Consider the following 17,998-nt stretch of genomic DNA (forward strand, 5'->3'; position numbering starts at 1 on the left):
TATCACGCCAATAACTGCTTTTTTGTCAATACCTGAAGTTGTCAATTGATTACCTCATGCTCCTCCTACCGCTTTCCGGTGTCCCGAAGTTCATCCGAACTTACATCAGTCCGAGATCGAGGTTACATGTAGTATTCTTTTTAGGCACACATTTCTATTCTTTTTAGGTACACATTTCTATTTTAGGTACACATTTCCTCGATTTCTGACGGCAAAACCATTTGTAACCTGATCGCTTCTTGCCAGCGTCTCCAGAGGATAAACAATCCAGCAGCACCAATCGCACCCCACGCAATTAACACGCCTAAACCCTGGCCAAAGATAGAAGAAACGACAAGAGGCAGGCCGTCCCACATTGAATGTAGAATGGAAACGAGCAGATAAGCATTAATTACCTTCCAGTTAATGCGGAAGTTGCAGCTCTTGCTTTCCCTGAACAGCACACTGGCTAAAATAGCTGTCCATGTTCCGTGTCCCAGTGGAGAAAGCAGGCCCCGGATTAAGGTCACCTCCACTGTTGCCGAAATGCTCCCATGACTTTCCAGGAGGGCCGTAAAGGCGTAACCATTACTTTCCAGGGCTGCAAATCCCATTCCCGCTGCCGCACCCAGAATCAATCCATCCATTTCCGAGTCATGCCGTCTGCGGCGTGCAATCACCAGCACTCCCAGGATTTTAGCAAACTCTTCGATGAATCCTACTCTTAAAATTGCCCTGAGATCTAGCTGACTGATAAAAAATGGCTCCAGAAGAGCAGCAGCAATGATACCCAGCAGCCCGCCATATATAAAAGCCAGGGAGACCGTTGGCATTGTCAGGCGGCTGAGGTGCCTTCGCTCGTATATGAAAGCTACATAAGCGACAGGGACCATAAAGCTGCCGACCATTGCCAGAGTTGGAAAAAGGTTTGAGTTCTTCGTCAGCAGCAAAGTCACCAGTAAGAGAATGTAGAAGACTACTGCTGTGATTAGAACTTTTAACCATTCATTTCGTCGGACCACTGGCACAGGCGGCTGAACTTCCGTCGTACTGTCCATAATGTCCTCCTGTTTAATTTGTTAATCTTATTCTGCGACATCCAGATCCTGCTGTTTTCAAGGTCTGTTATCAAAGGCTAATTGGGCTCCTGAAATTTTCAGTAACCACATTCAAAGTGCCGCTGCGAATTCAAATTGCTTTCGTGACTACGCAGTCTGTTTTCTGTCTGCCCTTTATAGCCTGTTCTCCAAAACATCTTTCCCCATGGGATAAAATAGCATTAAGATGTAGCTTTTAATGTTAACCCTCCGATAGCTGTACCCAGCAAATTTTATTAAAATCGTGACGAGGAGTGACCCAGTGCAGTAAAGTATAGCCAGATCCTTGAAAGATAACTGGTTTAATGGTAACAATCGAGATCTTTGCTCTGTCAGGATAATCTTTAACCACCCGAACCTGTGATTTCCAGAAACTTGCTAAAGAGTCAGTCCCTGGGAAAGTAAGAAGATTTCTAAAGATATGGCTTGAGAAGTTTCACAGGCATTATATCTGGACCCAGGTTGAATAGATACAAGTTTAATAGATACAGGTTGAATAGATACAGGTTTAACAGATTCAGGTTGAATAGATACAGGTTTAACAGATTCAGGTTGAATAGATACAGGTTTAATTTTATGAATTAATATTTTTTTCCTGGCAGATGTGTTCTTAATTCCGTTAAAGTTTCTATTCCGCGCCTACGTAATTCTTTGAGGTTTTCCTGGTATACGACTGCTGCCGGCACTAATAGTAATGGAATAGTTGCTGCAACTTTAGCTCCTTCTGAAATAGGCAGCGCAGCTAACAAGCTTGATCCAGTAACACCATAAATAGGAACTATAGGAAACAACATAGCTAAACCGAATGCTCTTCTGAAATGGATGCCTAATTTTGCAGCCAGAAAACCATTAGACCCTATAACCACACCGATGCCGATACTTGGTCCTATAGTCCGAAACGGATTATATGATGGTCCGACATATAGTCCAAAATCAACGCCAAAAAAGGAAACAAGTCCATTGAATTGGTCCCTTTCCTGATTGGAGTTTCCTCCAAGCCCTGATACAACTATGCCAATGTCCAGTTGCAGAGGTCCTCTTTCTGCTCCCCTTCCGTCCATTATACCATTACTTTCCTTAAACGGTAATAAGGTTTACCTATATTCTGATTTTTCCAAAAAGCTGTGGCCTTATTTCGGTGACGAAGTTTGCATGCGCACTACTCTAACAGTTTTTCTATTCGGCAGGTCACTCACAATTTCATATTCAAATCCCATGACACCTAAATCTGTAACTTCCCCGCCGCCTTCCTCATATATTTCAATGAATCCTGATTAGAATATTGAACTCGCTTTCTGATTCTCGTTTTCTACAACTTTGATTTTTAAGGTACTTCCTTCTAATTTGTTAAAATTTATAACATGTCAAATATGATTAGAACAATTGCTTGCCGTTGGAAAAATCTACTATACTCGCATAAACCCTGCGGGATTAGTTCTGCAATCGAAGGAATATAGTGTTTTTTACGGACATATAGTTTTGATTTTCCAGTAATAGTGGGAAAAATGGGGACAAATTAGAGTAAATATTAAGAAACGCAGCAAATTGAAATTAGTGTGCTTAGTAATCAATTTTTTATTAAGTCAATTAAAGTGTTAATTGTTAGAGGCTTTGGTAGTACAAATTATATTGATGCTTATAAATTGTAAAGTTTGGAATTCAGTCGTTTGTGAAATTGCAGTTGTCTGTGTACTGCATTTTCTAGAGATTTATATACATATTTTAGAAAATGTGATCGCTTTTCAGTTTCAAGATAATTTGTAAATGGATAGTAATGTAGCTTGGAAGGTATTATATGACTGTAAGCCAAAAAATCGAAAACTCAAAGATCCTGTTAATGCCCGAATCAGGATCAGATAAACAACCAATTATGCTCACTGTCTCTTCAGATTTGATGAAAAATTACGAAGCTGGTTCGCCAGTAAGCATTGAAAACTCTTTTTGTGTAGCCCAGGATAGTAAAGGTGAACCAATCATTGTGTCGGTTGGATCCGATAAGCGACTTTATGCAATCACTCGTGATTCAGGAAGCAAAACTGGCTGGGAGCAGAACGATATTACGCCAAAGGTGGAAGACGAAAAGCCCGGGAATGTAGTTGCATTTGAGATGGTTCAGATGGGTTCTGGACCAATCGTATTAGCCTGCTCAGTTTCATCTTCATCGAACGCGAGCAAGACAACAATGTATGTCTCCTCACAATTGTTGAAATCTGACACAACTATTCAGTGGGACAATTTTGCTCAGTACTGGCACGTTCGACCTTTCCAGGTATCTGGATCAAGAATGACAAAGATCTACATGGGAGAAGATTCCTCTTCAACCACGTCCTCTGTACTTGCTGTGGTAGCAATTGAGAAAGATAACCAAGCTGAATATTATCGACTCAATACCAATCTTGAGGAAAGTGAGATATGGGAACATCTCACAATCCCAGAAAACGCGATTAAAATTCATTTTCTAGCGCTTGGCAAACAACGTGGATATCCAGGTGTCTACTCTCTTTATGACACTATATATGGGCAATCGTTGCAATTTACATCCTTTCCAATTAAACGATTTAATGGAAAGACATTCTCGATTTTTTTTCAACAGCCCTTCGGCAGCAAGATCAACAGCTTTGCCGTCCTGCCAAGTGGCAGCAGTAATGATAATGTCTACGCAGCAGGCGAGGGAGTTTATCTCTTTCGTAAAGGTGCCACCAAACCCATCACGATTGCAGAGAAGGACATAACTCCTACGGTTCAAACATTGCTCGCTCGTCAGGATGATAAGTCTGTAACACTCTGGATGGTCAACAGTGATGGGATGTTAGGGATGACAGTGTCACCTTTCTCTTCTCAGACTACATGGCAGCCAGTTCTGCAAATTTGTAGAGATGTTTCCCAGACTGCAGCGTTACGTAACCGTTATTACAAAGCTAATCAGCTGTTCATGGTCAGCAACACTAATCACCTAATTTACCTGTGGCAGGACCCAGAAAATACTCAGTGGTACGAGACTAATATTCCACTTTACGACACTGAAAATACGCTCAGCTTCGACTGTTATACAACACATATGTCTTTCCGCGATCAAGCTTCTGGAGTTCCCGTGACTGATATCGAGCTGAATCTAAAGTCGTCAGCCTGGACATACCTCAAAGTGAACGGGAAGGCTCACACTTTATTGGGTAATGCCAAAAATCAAATCACCCTCAAGCCAGATTTGGCAGGAAACATCACCATCATTAATAGAGTTTCAACCATCTCAACTCCAGTTTTCGAGTTGAGTGCTGAATGGTTGAAAAGTGTGGTTGATATTGACCCAGCTACCAAGGTGCGCAATACGTTATCCAGGATACAGTCTGGTGACGAGTTGCGGGCTGTGGTTCTAGCTGATGGGAATAAGCTGGTTTCAGATTCCGTAAGCAAAGAATCAGTTGATAGTGCAGCTAGTGCAATCAAAAAACTCACAGATATTGCCAACACGTTACCTAAGGATAGCGCCAGCAGATCTGTAAGCGGCGGAACAGGTGATCCTTCAAAACCTACTACCTTTGCGGCACTCTTACGCGATCCGACAGGAAGTAGTCGAAATCTGCTCTCTGCCTCGAATACTAAAGGTGATTACTTCTGGGGTATGCGTTTTGATGATGATAATGTGACCTATTACGAAGGTAGGGATGCACGCAAAACCATCGTTAATAGTAGCTTCAAGCTTGACTCAGTTAGCCCTGAACTGCTTGGTAGTTCACCAGCTCAGGCCCTGGCTTTGGATATCGGTGATATAGGAAATGCCATTCAGAGCGTTGCCGGTGATGTGCTCAAAGCACTTGAGAGCGGCATAGAAAAAGTGGGCGGATTTATTGTTCAGGTGGCCGAGGGCGTATTTGAGTTTATTGTTGAAGTTGGCGGTAAACTCCTTAAATTTGCAATCGAAACGGTAGAAATTGCGATGAACATTATCAGCTGGGTGTTTCAGAAAATTAAGGTTTTCTTTGAGGATCTCGTCAAGTGGCTCGGTTTCATGTTTGATTGGGATGACATCATTCTGACTAAGAAAATAATCGTTAACGTGACCAACCAAACACTCGAACTTGCCAAACACAAAATAGGTGATGCTGAGACTATTGTCAACAACTTTTTTGACGAAATCGAGAAAGAAATCGACAAGATCGGACCAATTCCAAGTGAAGTAAGCTCTCTGAATTTGCTTAGTGAAGGAAAGAAGTTCTGTGATTCCTACTCGGGTGCCCAAGACTTTTTGGATTCCGCTCCTGGTAATTTTGCAAACTACCATATTATGCAGAGCATGGAGGCATCGTCTAATTCAGATTTTTCTGTCAGCAGTAACACGGATCCACTAACAGTTTTCTTTACTCAGGTGGTCTATCCATTAGGTGAAGACATAGCAAACATAGTTTGTACCTTCACCAGAGATATCTATGATCTGTTCACCACTAATAACCTGACAATAGGTGAATGTTTCACCAAACTGAGTAAAGATATGCTCAAGCAAGTTATAGGCTTGGCTCGTACGACCATAAGCGGTCTCTTGAAAGTTCTTGAAAGTGCATTTTCGCTAATTAAAGAAATCGTTAACTCTACATTACGTATCCCTGTCCTTTCTGCATTCTACAAATTCATAAGTGGTGGTGATGACTTCTCATTGCTGGATGTGGTTTCCCTTATGCTTTCCATTCCGGTTACCATGCTCTACAAGGCGCTAACTGGATGCAGCCCTTATCAAAGAGGGTCTGGCAACCTGGAAAAAATGGGATATCAGGAGTTATTCGATGCTCTTAGCGATGATTCAACACAGCTAACAACGACACCACTCGCGACAAGGTCGAAGGCAGTTGATATTGCTTTATCTGAGGACGAAGTTATTGAAGTTACAGACTTACCAGTTTCTACAAGGTTGAAGGCAGTTAATATTGCCTTAGATGAGGAAAAAATTATCAACATGACAGAATCACCAGTTGAGAGAAAGTCGCAGGCGATTGATATTGCTTTAACTGAGATTAATGATAGAACAGGAGTAAAAATATACAAATATGTAGGTTATGCGGCTTACTTTTTTGCTGATGCCTATGCCTTATTTTTACGCTCCATCAAATATTCAATGGAGAAACTCCCCAAACCTTTGGAATATATTAATTTTTTACTTTCGCTTGTTAAAATAGCTGTTACTTTCCCATTTAAACTAAAAAGGAGTTTGGAAGACGATCTTTACAATCTTAGCTGGGGTACTTCTATTGCGATTTTCCTTGGCAGTTTCATCAAAGTAACTACACCTGGAGATAATGAAGGAGTGAAGGAAGGAGTTGAGGTATGGAATCTTATTTGTTTGCCAATCAGTGGTATTCTGGGATTAATGATATTGATAAACAAATTGATAGACCAAGTTACTGAAGGTCCAAATGCTGGGGAAATTTTACTTGACGTAGCAACTTTTGCTGAAACTTTTGTGCGCTCTCATGGTGGCATGTTAAATGCAGTGGCGACTCTCGATCCGGACAAAGAATCTGGTGCGATTTTCGCAGTTGTCTCAATCATAGAAGGTTTATTAGCAACGACGATACGCGGTGGCAGAACTGTAGCTATTTGCATATCAGAATGAGTTAACACGTTAAAACTGTAGACACATTTGTGCTAATTTGTTGAAAAATATTTGTCTAAGGAGGTAAAAAGAAATGAGTGAACAAAGATTAGATGTAATGGGTGTTTCTGGCCTTTCCAGTAAAACAATAAGTAAACAATCAATTACTAACAATAAAATATATTCGATGCAGGCGGTTTCTTCAAGCAAGAGTCCTGGAAACTGTATCACTGGCTACGACATGGTCGCAGCCATTACTCAGGATACTATCAATCTGCAGCTTTTGTTGCTCTGGGACCTTTTAGATGAAGAATGTAGAAAAATGAAATGGGAATACACATTAAAACATGGAAGGTTTACACTTAACTATTCGTTCGAGGGAGAGATGGATGCACCTGAGGTGATCCTGGGAACCAGTAAGGCGCCGAACTTCCAGGTTAAGCTGGCCCTTAATATTCCAGAGGGCACCCTTACTTATGGAGTAGGTGAAGACAAAGACTCTGTCACAATCAGTGACTGGAAGTACGTATTTGACGTTGACGTCAACTTTGCCCAGATCGAACAAGACCACATTCAGAACAGTATTGCAGTGCCGGATGTGGTCAAAAACATGTTACACAAATTCAATGATGAATGTTTCACTATCCGTCACCTGTTAATGGACTTTCAGAACGCAAACATTGCCAACTATGATGAAGTGGAGAGCAAAATAACTCTCTCAGAGGATTTTACAGAAGATGATTTGATTTCATTCCAGGCAGGTCTAACCAAATACTTCAGGGATCTGGCGGAAACAGACCATCCTTTTGTATTGGGTTACTCGATTGAAGAGAAAACACCTGATTCGGATCCATCTATTCCACCGACATTTACACCCACTGGTGGAACCTACTGGATATTTTTTGAAGAGGATGAATCTAAACGGTCACAAAGCACATTGAACTTTCTTTTGACTACTGATACTGTTAAGAAACCTCTTCCATATCCTACAAAGCCTAATTTCAATAACAATTGGATGAGCAGTAACGAGTACGACGGTAGATTTGTCCTTGCTAAGAGTCTTTTCTTTGGAGAATTCATCCTGCCTAAATTGCAGGAAGCGCTTGGCCATTATATCACTGGCTATCGAGACGGGGACAAATCATGTTTTGCATTTAACTCAGGACTTGAATGGACTGTGACCGAGTCCCCCGAAAAAGGTGGCTCCAGATGGAAATATACATATGACAAAACTTTTAATTGGGACGCAAAAGATGTTGAAGTATGGGCGGTAGTTAAAAACGTCCCAATCGAGGTCGACCACTCGATTACTAATAAATTCTGGTTTACCGTAGAGCTCGGAGAATCGACCAGTAGTAACACGTTACCAATCAAACTCAATGGTGAATTTTATGTCCATCATGAATTTCTATGCCATCCGCTGGGTTTCACTAATGAAAGGATGTCATTAAGCGCCAAAGTGGGATGGGAAGGAACTATCGATGTCACATGCGGGACACAGGGTGTCATCGAGCTGAAGCCATCCATAAGTTTGAAAAAAACAGATATCAATCATGATGGTAATTTTTGGGGAGATATCGACCAGGCTTTGTTAGAAAGCAATGTTAAAGGTCTGGAAACCGTCGCAAACTGGATTAAATCTCAATATGAAAAAGAAGTCAATAATTTGTTAAATTTGTTCGCACCACTGGGGAACCGATTTGTACTGCCCGCTGGAGGTGTCTTTGCTTTTAAAAACCCACAGTTCGACGACTTCCAGAATCTGCTTTTTGATATAACATATAAAACTGAAGGCTTACCATCAGACACGGACAGTGAGGTCGTCTCAAAAAAAGATCAGATTACCCTCCCAATAGATGAAAGAGGATCTAAATCCCTTCCAATAAAGACCCTTCCAATAAAGACCCTTCCAATAGAGATTATTGAGAAAGCTGAGGAGCTTTAAGTAAAGGTCTCCGAGGAAACTGCTGAAGTCCGTGCTATTAATGAAGTAATTCCCGAGTGCTAGGAGCTTGAAGATCTAATTAAAGAAGCCGGGGCCGAAGTAGAAGAGGGGAAAGTTATAGACAAAATAATAGAAGCAGAAATCAAAGAAGAAGCTGAAGAAGAGGCTTTTGGAGACAAAACTGACACCAGTCAAAAAAGATCAATGAATCAAACATGAAAATGCTATGATAAAAAATCAAATGGGATACGATACTCCGAATTAGGACTTACGCACTTGAGGAACAAAATCAATTATGGCAAAGACTGTGGATTAAAGTCACGTTTTAGACATTTAACGGTCCAATGCTGTTGATTTTTCAGTCCAACTGCGTAAGTCCTATGAATATTAGGTAATGGTAAAGGGCATGATTCCAAAGGGATTAATTCTTTAATTAAGAGACATTTTTTTATTTCTTTTTTTTCGATCTATTTTCTAAATGAGATCACCCTAAAGCCATTTAATCTTTAGTTGTTAGAGGCTATTGTTGTTAGAGGCTGCTCGTTGGTTACTTTTAGATCTCTTGGAATTATAGGGTTTTCGGATTTTGGTTCTTGAAAGACGGAAACCAATTCCCGCTATTACTCACTATAAGACAGTCTTGTCTTTTATGGAGTTTGCATGCGCACTACTCTAACAGTTTTTCTATTCGGCAAATCGTTCACGATTTCATATTCAAACCCCATGGCGCCTAAATTTGTGACAAACCACTTAGGAATATGACCGCAAATGACGTCCAGTCTGTTAAATTCTCCATTTTCCAGATAGGGGATCAGAATTTTCTTTGAAGTCAAGTCTGGATTTTTAAACATGACGTCTTCTATATTAATCGAAAAATCACCTTTATTCACATCGGGTTCCAGAAATTGCATGATGTCAAATTTTGGCGGTTCTTTCTGGCGTTCTTCAATTGTTTCAAGCATTTCTTTTTTGATTGAATCAAGAAGATCCGGCACATTACCTTCCACAATGAATATGTCAAATCTCGCTGCTTGAAAAGTCCCGGACGCTATTCCTGGGATTTCACTTGCAACAATTGCTTTTATGTCGCCAAGCTGTTTTATTGTATCCGCTACAGCCGTTCGTACCGCAGCCATGCCTTTCGCGTTGAAAACTTGATTTTCAAACCGGGTCATAACTTTCCATTCCCCGCCGTCTTCCTCATATATTGCAATGAATCCTGGTTCGAATATTGAACTCGCTTTCTGGTTCTCGTTTTCCACAACTGCTATTTTCAAGGCGCGTCCTCCTATCGTGTTGAAATTTATGAGATTCGGAATGTGATTAAAACAATTGCTTACCATTTGATTATTACTCGATTTATATAAGCTCTGCTGGACTCATTTAGCAACCTGTGATATATCGTTTGTGGACGCGTTTTCAGTCCATTTTATCAGGCGAACAATGATCCTTTTATATCTTTTCGGAACGCGCCGACTATCTGTTTTAGAGAAACAATGCCGACTATCTGTTTTAGAGAAATAATACCGACTATCTGTTTTAGAGAAATAATGAACTGTGAGATTTCCGGAAAAAAACATTGACTATAAACAAAAAAACCAGAACAGATTAAAGCCAGAACAGATTAACTCCGCCAAAGGATATTGCAACCGGGGATGGAAAGCTGCATAGAACTGGAAACCACATGAAAATACAAAGTCTGTTTATCGAAATCTTTGTGATAGGTTTCAGGTTAGAAAGCGAATACAATTTTCCGAATAAAAACCCCAAATCCTGTGAATAAAAAATCTGAAATCTGTAATCGTTACAATAAGAGAGCATCAGTTACTTTAATTTAAATTTCAGAAAAAAACCAGGGTTATCCAGGTATCGGTGACTTTGAATTCGTTTAACTTTGAGGTTATTTAACTTTGAGTCCATTTATTTACTTATTTAATTCTCCCAACACACAGAACCTGGTCTTTCCACTGGATTCAGGAGCTTTTCCGCAGTTATTCAGGAGAAACTCAGGCTTTTCTTCGGATAGTTCAAGTTTTTCGGCATTCAGGCAGAAGTATTCCCCTTCAAATCGGAATTTCCTGAAAAGTTCGCAGGTTTCACAGAGGCAGCCCTGTTTTTTTCCCTGTTCCAGATGTTTGCCCCTGGAGCAAAACATCCCTGCACCGCCTGAATAAGAAGGACAGTTTTTGCAGGTGCAGGCTTTAAGGTTATGGTATGAGCCGCAGATCCCGAAGTATCTTCCAAATTCTTCCCTGGTCTGCTGTACAATGTCAGATGTTTTCTCCCCGGATTTTTCCTTTTTCCAGGTATCTTCTTTATTTCCTGCTGCGAGTCTGGAACTCAGAACATTCCTCCTGTGTGCAGAAAGACATGATTTATAAGATGTCAAAATATATTATATATTGCTTAAGGATTTGAAAAGTGTATATTACCTGAGGCGGTAAAAAGATTTTGTATCCAGAAGGGTTGGTGGAGAGGTAGTAGCTATGGGATTCAATCAACTGGCTGAAAGCGACGAACTGATTCTTGGTGAAGCACTGGAAAGACAGCAAGTTCTGGAAACCGTAATTAATAACAGTCCTGTTATGGCTTTTCTCTGGGCTCCGGATAAAAAATGGCCTGCCAGGTACGTTTCGGAAAACGTAACCCAGCTTGAATACAGCGCAGAAGATTTCCTTACAGGAAGGATGGTGTATGCAGACATAGTCCACTCCGAGGATATAGATAAGGTTAGAAAGGAACTTACCCGATGCTGTGAGGCTGGAAATGAAAGCTTTGTACAGCGGTACAGGATTCTTACCGGAAAGGGGGAAGTCCGATGGGTAGAAGAAAAGACCTTTATCCAGCGTGATGAAACTGGAAATGTAGTGAATTTTCAGGGAATAGTCAGGGACATTACTCAGGAGATTAAAAATGAAAAGGCTCTGAAGGATGCTCTTCAAAGCCAGAAAGCCCTCATGGAAAAACAAAAAGCTCTCCTTGAGCGGCAAAAAGTCCTTGAAACCGTAATTAACAATAGCCCGATGGTAGTGTTTCTCTGGAAAGCTGAAAAATACTGGCCTACGTTATATGTGTCTGAGAATGTCAGGCAGTTTGGGTACGCTCCAGATGACTTCCTTTCCGGAAAAATCCTTTACGGGAAGATAATTCATCCCGAAGACCTGCTCCTTGTGGAACTCGAACTTGAGGAAAATTGTGAAGAAGGGGGAAAGGAATTCAACCGCCAGTACCGGATTCTTACTCAGAATGCTGACGTCCGCTGGATTGACGAGAAAACCTTTATCCAGCGCAATGAGGAAGGAGAAGTTACTCATTTCCAGGGCATTATAGAAGATATAACCCGAAATGTAAAAAGATCCTGACCTGTAGACTGAAATCAGGGAAGATCAGAAGCAATCTTCAGGCTTTAAGGGTCGGAATTGAAGTGATTTTCATGCGTCTTCGGTTAAGTAAGGGATTGTGAAAACTACGTCCAATCCCACGACATTTATTAAATAATTTAACAGTTGTTGTTACATATTTTAATATTCGCTGACTGGAACAGGTTATATATTTTATACAAAGAGATGAAAATTTAAAGCCGGTTTCTAATGAAAACTTGATAGTTTTTTGCCACGAAAATTCCTTAACCGATAACCAATGAAGTGATTTTAATTATTTTCGGAATTTCATGAGTAAAAGTAAATTTCATGTATTTGCTGAAAATTTAAAAATAGATCTAAGTTTCAAAAACGACTTCAAGCAATGGATTAAACTGTATAACTGTATGGTAAAATTGTTGCACATTTTTCGAGTTGAAAAAATTCCATTGTATTTAAAGAGGATACCTTTTTTATCTTTCAGGCCCAGTTTAATTATATAAATATATATAAAGTAGATAAAAAACTCAAGTACTTTCCAGAGTCGCTGAATTCCCATGAGATTGAGTATGTTTTATATGGCTGCTGTTACGGAACTATTATAAAGTATAAAGCCTGAAAACCGTACAATCTCAAAAAACAGTATAATTTAAAAGCAAGTAGAGTATAAAGGATACAAAATATTATTAAACTATAATATTATACTAATTGAACTATAATATTACACAAATATTACACAAATCCGAAATCCAGATTATACTGAAATAAATCCCAGGTTGTACTAACCTGAAACGGACGAAGCATAAAGCAGGCATCCGAATTATTCAAAATACCATACACAGGAAAAATTATCATAAACAGGAGTAATTTAATGTATCATCTTAAATGTATCGAATGCGGTGCAGAGTATTCCAAAGACGAAGTAATCTATACATGCAGCAAATGTGGTGGGCTGCTTGATGTAATTTATGACTATTCCTCAATAAAAATTGACATGGAAAAACTTAAGACCGAATGCCCTTCGGTCTGGAAGTACGCAAAACTTCTTCCTATTGAAAGAGAGCCTGTAACTATCAGAGAAGGCGGAACTCCCCTCTACAAATGCGACCGTCTAGCTGAAAAAATCGGAATTAAAGAGCTTTATGTAAAACATGAAGGTATGAACCCGACGGGCTCTTTTAAGGACAGGGGTATGACTGTAGGAGTTACAAAAGCACTTGAACTTGGCATGAATACCGTTGCCTGCGCATCTACAGGAAACACTTCGGCAGCCCTTGCAATCTATGGGGCAAAAGCCGGGATTCCTGTAATAGTACTTTTACCTGCAGGAAAAGTCGCTCTTGGAAAAGTAGCCCAGGCTCTTATGCACGGAGCAAAGGTCCTCAGCATTCGCGGAAATTTTGACGATGCGCTTGCCCTTGTACGTACTCTTTGCTCCCAGGAAAAAATCTATCTCTTAAACTCGATCAACCCCTACAGGCTGGAAGGCCAGAAAACTATCGGTTTTGAGATTGCAGACCAGCTCGGTTTCAAAGTACCTGACAGAGTTGTCCTGCCCGTAGGAAATGCAGGAAATATTACAGCTATCTGGAAGGGCTTCAGGGAGTTTAAGAAGCTTGGCATAACGGATTCGCTCCCAAAGATGACCGGAATTCAGGCCGCAGGCTCCTGCCCGATTGTAAATGCCATAAAGAGTGGGGCTCCTGAAATAACTCCAGAGGAAAACCCCGAAACCGTTGCAACAGCAATCAGGATAGGAAACCCTGTTAACGCGAAAAAGGCCCTTGCTGCCATCAGGGAATCCAGTGGGACTGCAGAATCCGTTACTGATGAAGAAATCCTTGCAGCCCAGAAAGACCTTGCAAGGCTTGAAGGAATAGGTGTCGAGCCTGCAAGTGCAGCTTCGGTTGCAGGGCTTAAGAAACTTGTTGATATGGGTGTTATAAGCAGAGACGAGACCGTTGTCTGTATTACTACGGGACACCTGCTTAAAGACCCGCAGACTGTAATTGACGTCTGCGAAAAGCCTACTGTTGTGGATGCAAATATAGAAGCCATCCGGAAAGCTATCTTTGGAAAGGCAGAATAAGATCTGAAAACCGCTAACATTAGGAATAATAGTGGAATAAATAATAGTGGAATAAATAATCGTAGAAGATAATAGTGGAATAAATAATCGTAGAAGATAATAGTAGAAAGATTGACCTGACCGAAATCCGGCTCCTTCAATCCTTCATGGTTTACTGGGAGAGGTTATAACTCCCAGAAACCTCTTACTGTTATTTAGATTCAGACTGTTATTCAGATTCAGACGGTTTATCAAATTCTTTTGGTAATATCAAATTTAATCGAATCAAATTTTTTCAATATAAGAATAATCAATGGGCGTGAACATGAATGGAGCAGGATTATAAGCCTCACGAGATCGAAAAGAAATGGCAAAAAAAGTGGAATGAGAGCCAGATTTTCCAGGCCGAGCCCGATAAGCGAGAAAAATTTTTTATAACCATCCCTTACCCCTACCTGAACGGGAACCTGCATGCAGGGCATACCCGGACCTTTACCATAGGGGATGTTGTTGCAAGGCATAAGCGGATGCTCGGGTATAACGTGCTTTACCCTATGGGCTTTCATGTGACAGGTACACCCATTGTGGGTCTTGCCGAACTGATTGCAAATCGGGACCCTCAGACCATGGACGTTTATGAGCGCCTTCATGGAATTCCCGGAGACATTCTGCCAACGCTCGATACACCTGAAAAAATTGTTGATTATTTCAAGCTCGAATCAGAAAAAGCTATGCGTAATATCGGGTACTCCATTGACTGGAGACGTAAGTTTACGACGACTGACCCGACATATAAGAAATTCATAGAATGGCAGTATATCCGGCTTGAGGAGAAAGGTCTGATCGTAAAAGGCTCCCATCCGGTAAAATGGTGCCCGAACGATAATAACCCTGTAGAGGACCATGATATTCTGCATGGGGAAGAAGCCACTATTGTTGAATATACGCTGATCAAGTTCCGGTATAAAGACCTGGTCCTGCCCTGTGCAACCCTCAGGCCGGAAACAACGTACGGTGTAACTAACCTGTGGGTCAACCCTGATGTGACTTATGTAAAAGCAAAGGTCACACTGGACGGAAATGAGGAGTTCTGGGTTGTCAGCAAAGAAGCTTTCAGAAAACTGACTTTTACGGACCGGACAGTCGAGTATATTGAAGACATGCCTGCGGAATCCATAATAGGAATAAAACTCACAAACCCGGTTACAGATGACGAAGTAATTTCCCTTCCTGCATCCTTTGTCAGGCCTGAAAACGGAAGCGGAATAGTAATGAGCGTGCCTGCCCACGCACCTTTTGACTACCTGGCCCTTCGCGACCTTTATGATGTTGACCTGAGCGAGTACGGGATAACCGAAGACCTCAGGAAAATCAAACTGATTTCCCTTATCAAGGTGCCTGAATTTGGAGAATTCCCTGCAAAGGAAATCGTTGAAAGCATGGGAATTACAAGCCAGAACGACCCGAAAGCCGAGGAAGCTACAAAGATCGTATACAGAAGGGAGTTCCACGGTGGAGTACTTAAAGAGCTTACAGGAAAATACGAAGGACAGGCTGTCTCCAAAATCAAGGATATCCTTACAAAAGACTTCATCAGCTCAAACGCCGGGGAGATCTTTTACGAATTCAGTGAACCTGTTGTCTGCCGCTGCGGCACTTCCTGTGTAGTAAACATGGTCAAAGGCCAGTGGTTCCTTAATTATTCAAACCCCCAATGGAAAGCAAAGGTCTATAATTGCCTGGACCAGATGCGAGTTATTCCCGAAGAGTACAGGGTCGAGTTTGAAAACAAGATTGACTGGCTTAAGGATAAAGCCTGCGCCCGCAGAAAAGGCCTTGGAACTCACCTTCCCTTTGATAAGGAATGGCTGATTGAATCCCTTGGGGATTCGACAATTTACATGAGCTATTATATTATTGTCAGGTTTATCGAAAGTGGAGAACTGAAGATAGAAAACCTTACCCTGTCATTCTTCGACTACGTCCTGCTTGGAAAGGGCGATCTGGCAGCAGCCAGTGCGGATACTGGCCTCAGTCCTGAGCTTCTTGAAGAGATCCGCAGGCATTTCAATTACTGGTATCCGGTTGACCTGCGTTCTTCAGGCAAAGACCTTGTCCCGAACCACCTGCTTTTTTTCCTATTCCACCATGTAGCCCTCTTTGAAGAGGAAAAGTGGCCTAAAGCTCTTGCAGTAAACGGCTTTGTCTCTCTCGAGGGACAGAAAATGAGCAAGTCCAAAGGCCCGATCCTGACAATGGAAAGCGCAGTAAGCACTTACGGAGCGGATATAACAAGAATGTATATCCTTTCCACAGCCGAACAGACACAGGATGCGGATTGGCAGAAAACAGGTATCGAGTCTGCCAGAAGGCAGGTGGACAGGTTCTATTCTTTTGCAAAGAATGTCATAGAAAGTGGAAAACGTGCAGATCTGAGCACCGAGCTAAAGCAGATCGACCGCTGGATACTCTCGAGGATACAGAACTATATCCGGGATACAAATGCAGCCCTTTACTCTATCCAGACAAGAGAAGCAATCCAGAACTCTTTCTTCCTGCTGCAAAACGATATTAAGTGGTACCAGAGAAGGGGAGGAGAGACCCTGCTCTACTATGTGCTGGATAACTGGGTCAGGCTTATGTCTCCTTTTACCCCGCATCTCTGTGAGGAAATATGGGAATCAATGGGGCATAAGGACTCGGTCTCTCTTGCCCAGTACCCGCTATATAATGAAGATCTGATAGATGACGGTGCGGAGCTTGCCGAAGAAACGATAAAGGGAACCCTGGAAGACATTGAAGAGATTATAAGGGTAACAAAGATGATCCCGCAGAAAGTCCACCTCTACACGGCTCCTGCCTGGAAAGCCGAAGCGATAAGGTGCGCCTGCGAGATGCAGCTTGAATGCTCTCTCGAAGTAGGTACCCTTATTAAAAAGCTGATGGTAAACCCCGACTTCAAACGCTTCGGCAAGGAGATCCCGAAGTTCGTACAGAAAATCGTTCCGGAGTTCAAAAGCGGAAGCTCAGACAGGTATGAAATCCTTACAGGCCCTGATATTGATGAACAGGCTCTCTTGAAAGAATCGGTTTCCTTCATGGAAAAAGAGATTGGATGCCCTGTTGAAGTCCACAGTGCGGATTCTCCTGCCTTTGACCCTGAAAAGAAGTCAAGGTTTGCAGAACCACTCAGGCCTGCAATTTATATTGAAGGAAAAAAGAAAGAAGAGTAAAAGTCGATAAATAGGAGAACTTGATCAAGCTGCTTTATCTAAAACCAAAAAACCTTTACAACCATAAAAGATGCGAAAAGCACTGAGAAAATGTGCACCGCATTTACTTTCCTTTTTTCTTTTTTTCAGTAATTTTTTGCACGTTTATCTTTGTGCTCTTTAGTGTCATACCAGAGAGACTCTGGGGTTATATTTCTTTTGAAAAAAGATATGCCCTCTTTGTGAAGCCAATATTTTCATAGAATTTATGTGCATCTTCACGGTGAAATGCTGAATCGAGTTCGATTAGTTTGCATCCTTTTTTCTTTGCGGCAGCAATAGCAGTGTCTAATAACTCAGTGCCAAGATTCATGCGTCTAAATGATTTGTCGATTATCAATTCATTTATATGTCCTACTAGATCTTCCTGCCAGAGACTCTCTCTAATTATCAAAGAACAGAACCCGGCTACTTTATCATTAACTTTAGCACATAGATAGATACTATCTTTAGATTCAATGCCATTGGAAATTATTTTCATTAATGCATCGCAGTTCAATGTTTTGTCGGGCCAAAGCTGCTTAAGAAGCTCGATAATCTCATCAAAATCACTTAATACAACTTCATAGATCTCAGCAATCATCTATCCATCCTCCAATTTTGCAACCACAAAAACTTTTGTTTTACGATAACATTACTTAAATCCATAAGAGTATAAAAAAAGGCAGTTAGAGATGCTCCATTATCGGTGTTCTAC

General features: G+C 41.2%; 10 protein-coding genes. 5 read left to right on the plus strand and 5 right to left on the minus strand.

The window, feature by feature from the left end; translation table 11 throughout:
* Positions 1-182: 182 nt before the first annotated feature.
* Positions 183-1,037: a PrsW family glutamic-type intramembrane protease gene (locus FXW07_RS02515; protein WP_048119573.1), complete on the minus strand. Its 855-nt coding sequence runs from the start codon at positions 1,035-1,037 to the stop codon at positions 183-185.
* A gap of 620 nt (positions 1,038-1,657) precedes the next feature.
* Positions 1,658-2,137 carry a hypothetical protein gene (locus FXW07_RS02520; protein WP_229393617.1) on the minus strand — a complete coding sequence of 160 codons (480 nt, stop codon included), beginning with the start codon at positions 2,135-2,137 and terminating at the stop codon, positions 1,658-1,660.
* A gap of 734 nt (positions 2,138-2,871) precedes the next feature.
* On the opposite strand from FXW07_RS02520, the gene FXW07_RS02525 reads away from it, so the two are divergent.
* Both FXW07_RS02525 and FXW07_RS02530 read left to right on the plus strand, forming a co-directional pair.
* Positions 2,872-6,678, plus strand: a complete 3,807-nt coding sequence (locus tag FXW07_RS02525; protein ID WP_229393618.1) for a hypothetical protein — start codon at positions 2,872-2,874, stop codon at positions 6,676-6,678.
* A 73-nt stretch (positions 6,679-6,751) separates the two neighbouring features.
* On the plus strand, positions 6,752-8,602 hold the full coding sequence (locus tag FXW07_RS02530; RefSeq protein ID WP_229393619.1) for a hypothetical protein: 1,851 nt from the start codon (positions 6,752-6,754) through the stop codon (positions 8,600-8,602).
* 647 nt (positions 8,603-9,249) lie between these two features.
* Here FXW07_RS02530 and anfO read toward each other — a convergent pair.
* Complete coding sequence (gene anfO / locus FXW07_RS02535; protein ID WP_229393620.1) at positions 9,250-9,879, minus strand: Fe-only nitrogenase accessory protein AnfO; 630 nt, start codon at positions 9,877-9,879, stop codon at positions 9,250-9,252.
* Between the two features lie 647 nt (positions 9,880-10,526).
* Complete coding sequence (locus tag FXW07_RS02540; protein ID WP_229393621.1) at positions 10,527-10,991, minus strand: DUF2769 domain-containing protein; 465 nt, start codon at positions 10,989-10,991, stop codon at positions 10,527-10,529.
* 97 nt (positions 10,992-11,088) lie between these two features.
* Between FXW07_RS02540 and FXW07_RS02545 the strand changes: the two genes are divergently transcribed.
* The 3 genes from FXW07_RS02545 to leuS all read left to right on the plus strand — a co-directional run bounded on the left by FXW07_RS02545 (position 11,089) and on the right by leuS (position 17,262).
* The gene (locus FXW07_RS02545; protein ID WP_229393622.1) at positions 11,089-11,964 is read left to right on the plus strand and encodes a PAS domain-containing protein; all 876 of its coding nucleotides are present in this window, start codon (positions 11,089-11,091) and stop codon (positions 11,962-11,964) included.
* Positions 11,965-12,832: 868 nt separating this feature from the next.
* Positions 12,833-14,050 (plus strand): threonine synthase, encoded by a 1,218-nt coding sequence (thrC, locus tag FXW07_RS02550; RefSeq protein ID WP_229393623.1) that lies wholly within the window; start codon positions 12,833-12,835, stop codon positions 14,048-14,050.
* 308 nt (positions 14,051-14,358) lie between these two features.
* On the plus strand, positions 14,359-17,262 hold the full coding sequence (gene leuS, locus FXW07_RS02555) for a leucine--tRNA ligase (RefSeq protein ID WP_229393624.1): 2,904 nt from the start codon (positions 14,359-14,361) through the stop codon (positions 17,260-17,262).
* A 187-nt stretch (positions 17,263-17,449) separates the two neighbouring features.
* On the opposite strand, the gene FXW07_RS02560 is transcribed toward leuS, so the two are convergent.
* Positions 17,450-17,884, minus strand: a complete 435-nt coding sequence (locus FXW07_RS02560; protein ID WP_229393625.1) for a GNAT family N-acetyltransferase — start codon at positions 17,882-17,884, stop codon at positions 17,450-17,452.
* Between the last annotated feature and the right edge of the window lie 114 nt (positions 17,885-17,998).

The organism is Methanosarcina sp. DH1, from assembly GCF_020804205.1.
GTDB classification, from domain to species: Archaea; Halobacteriota; Methanosarcinia; order Methanosarcinales; family Methanosarcinaceae; genus Methanosarcina; species Methanosarcina vacuolata.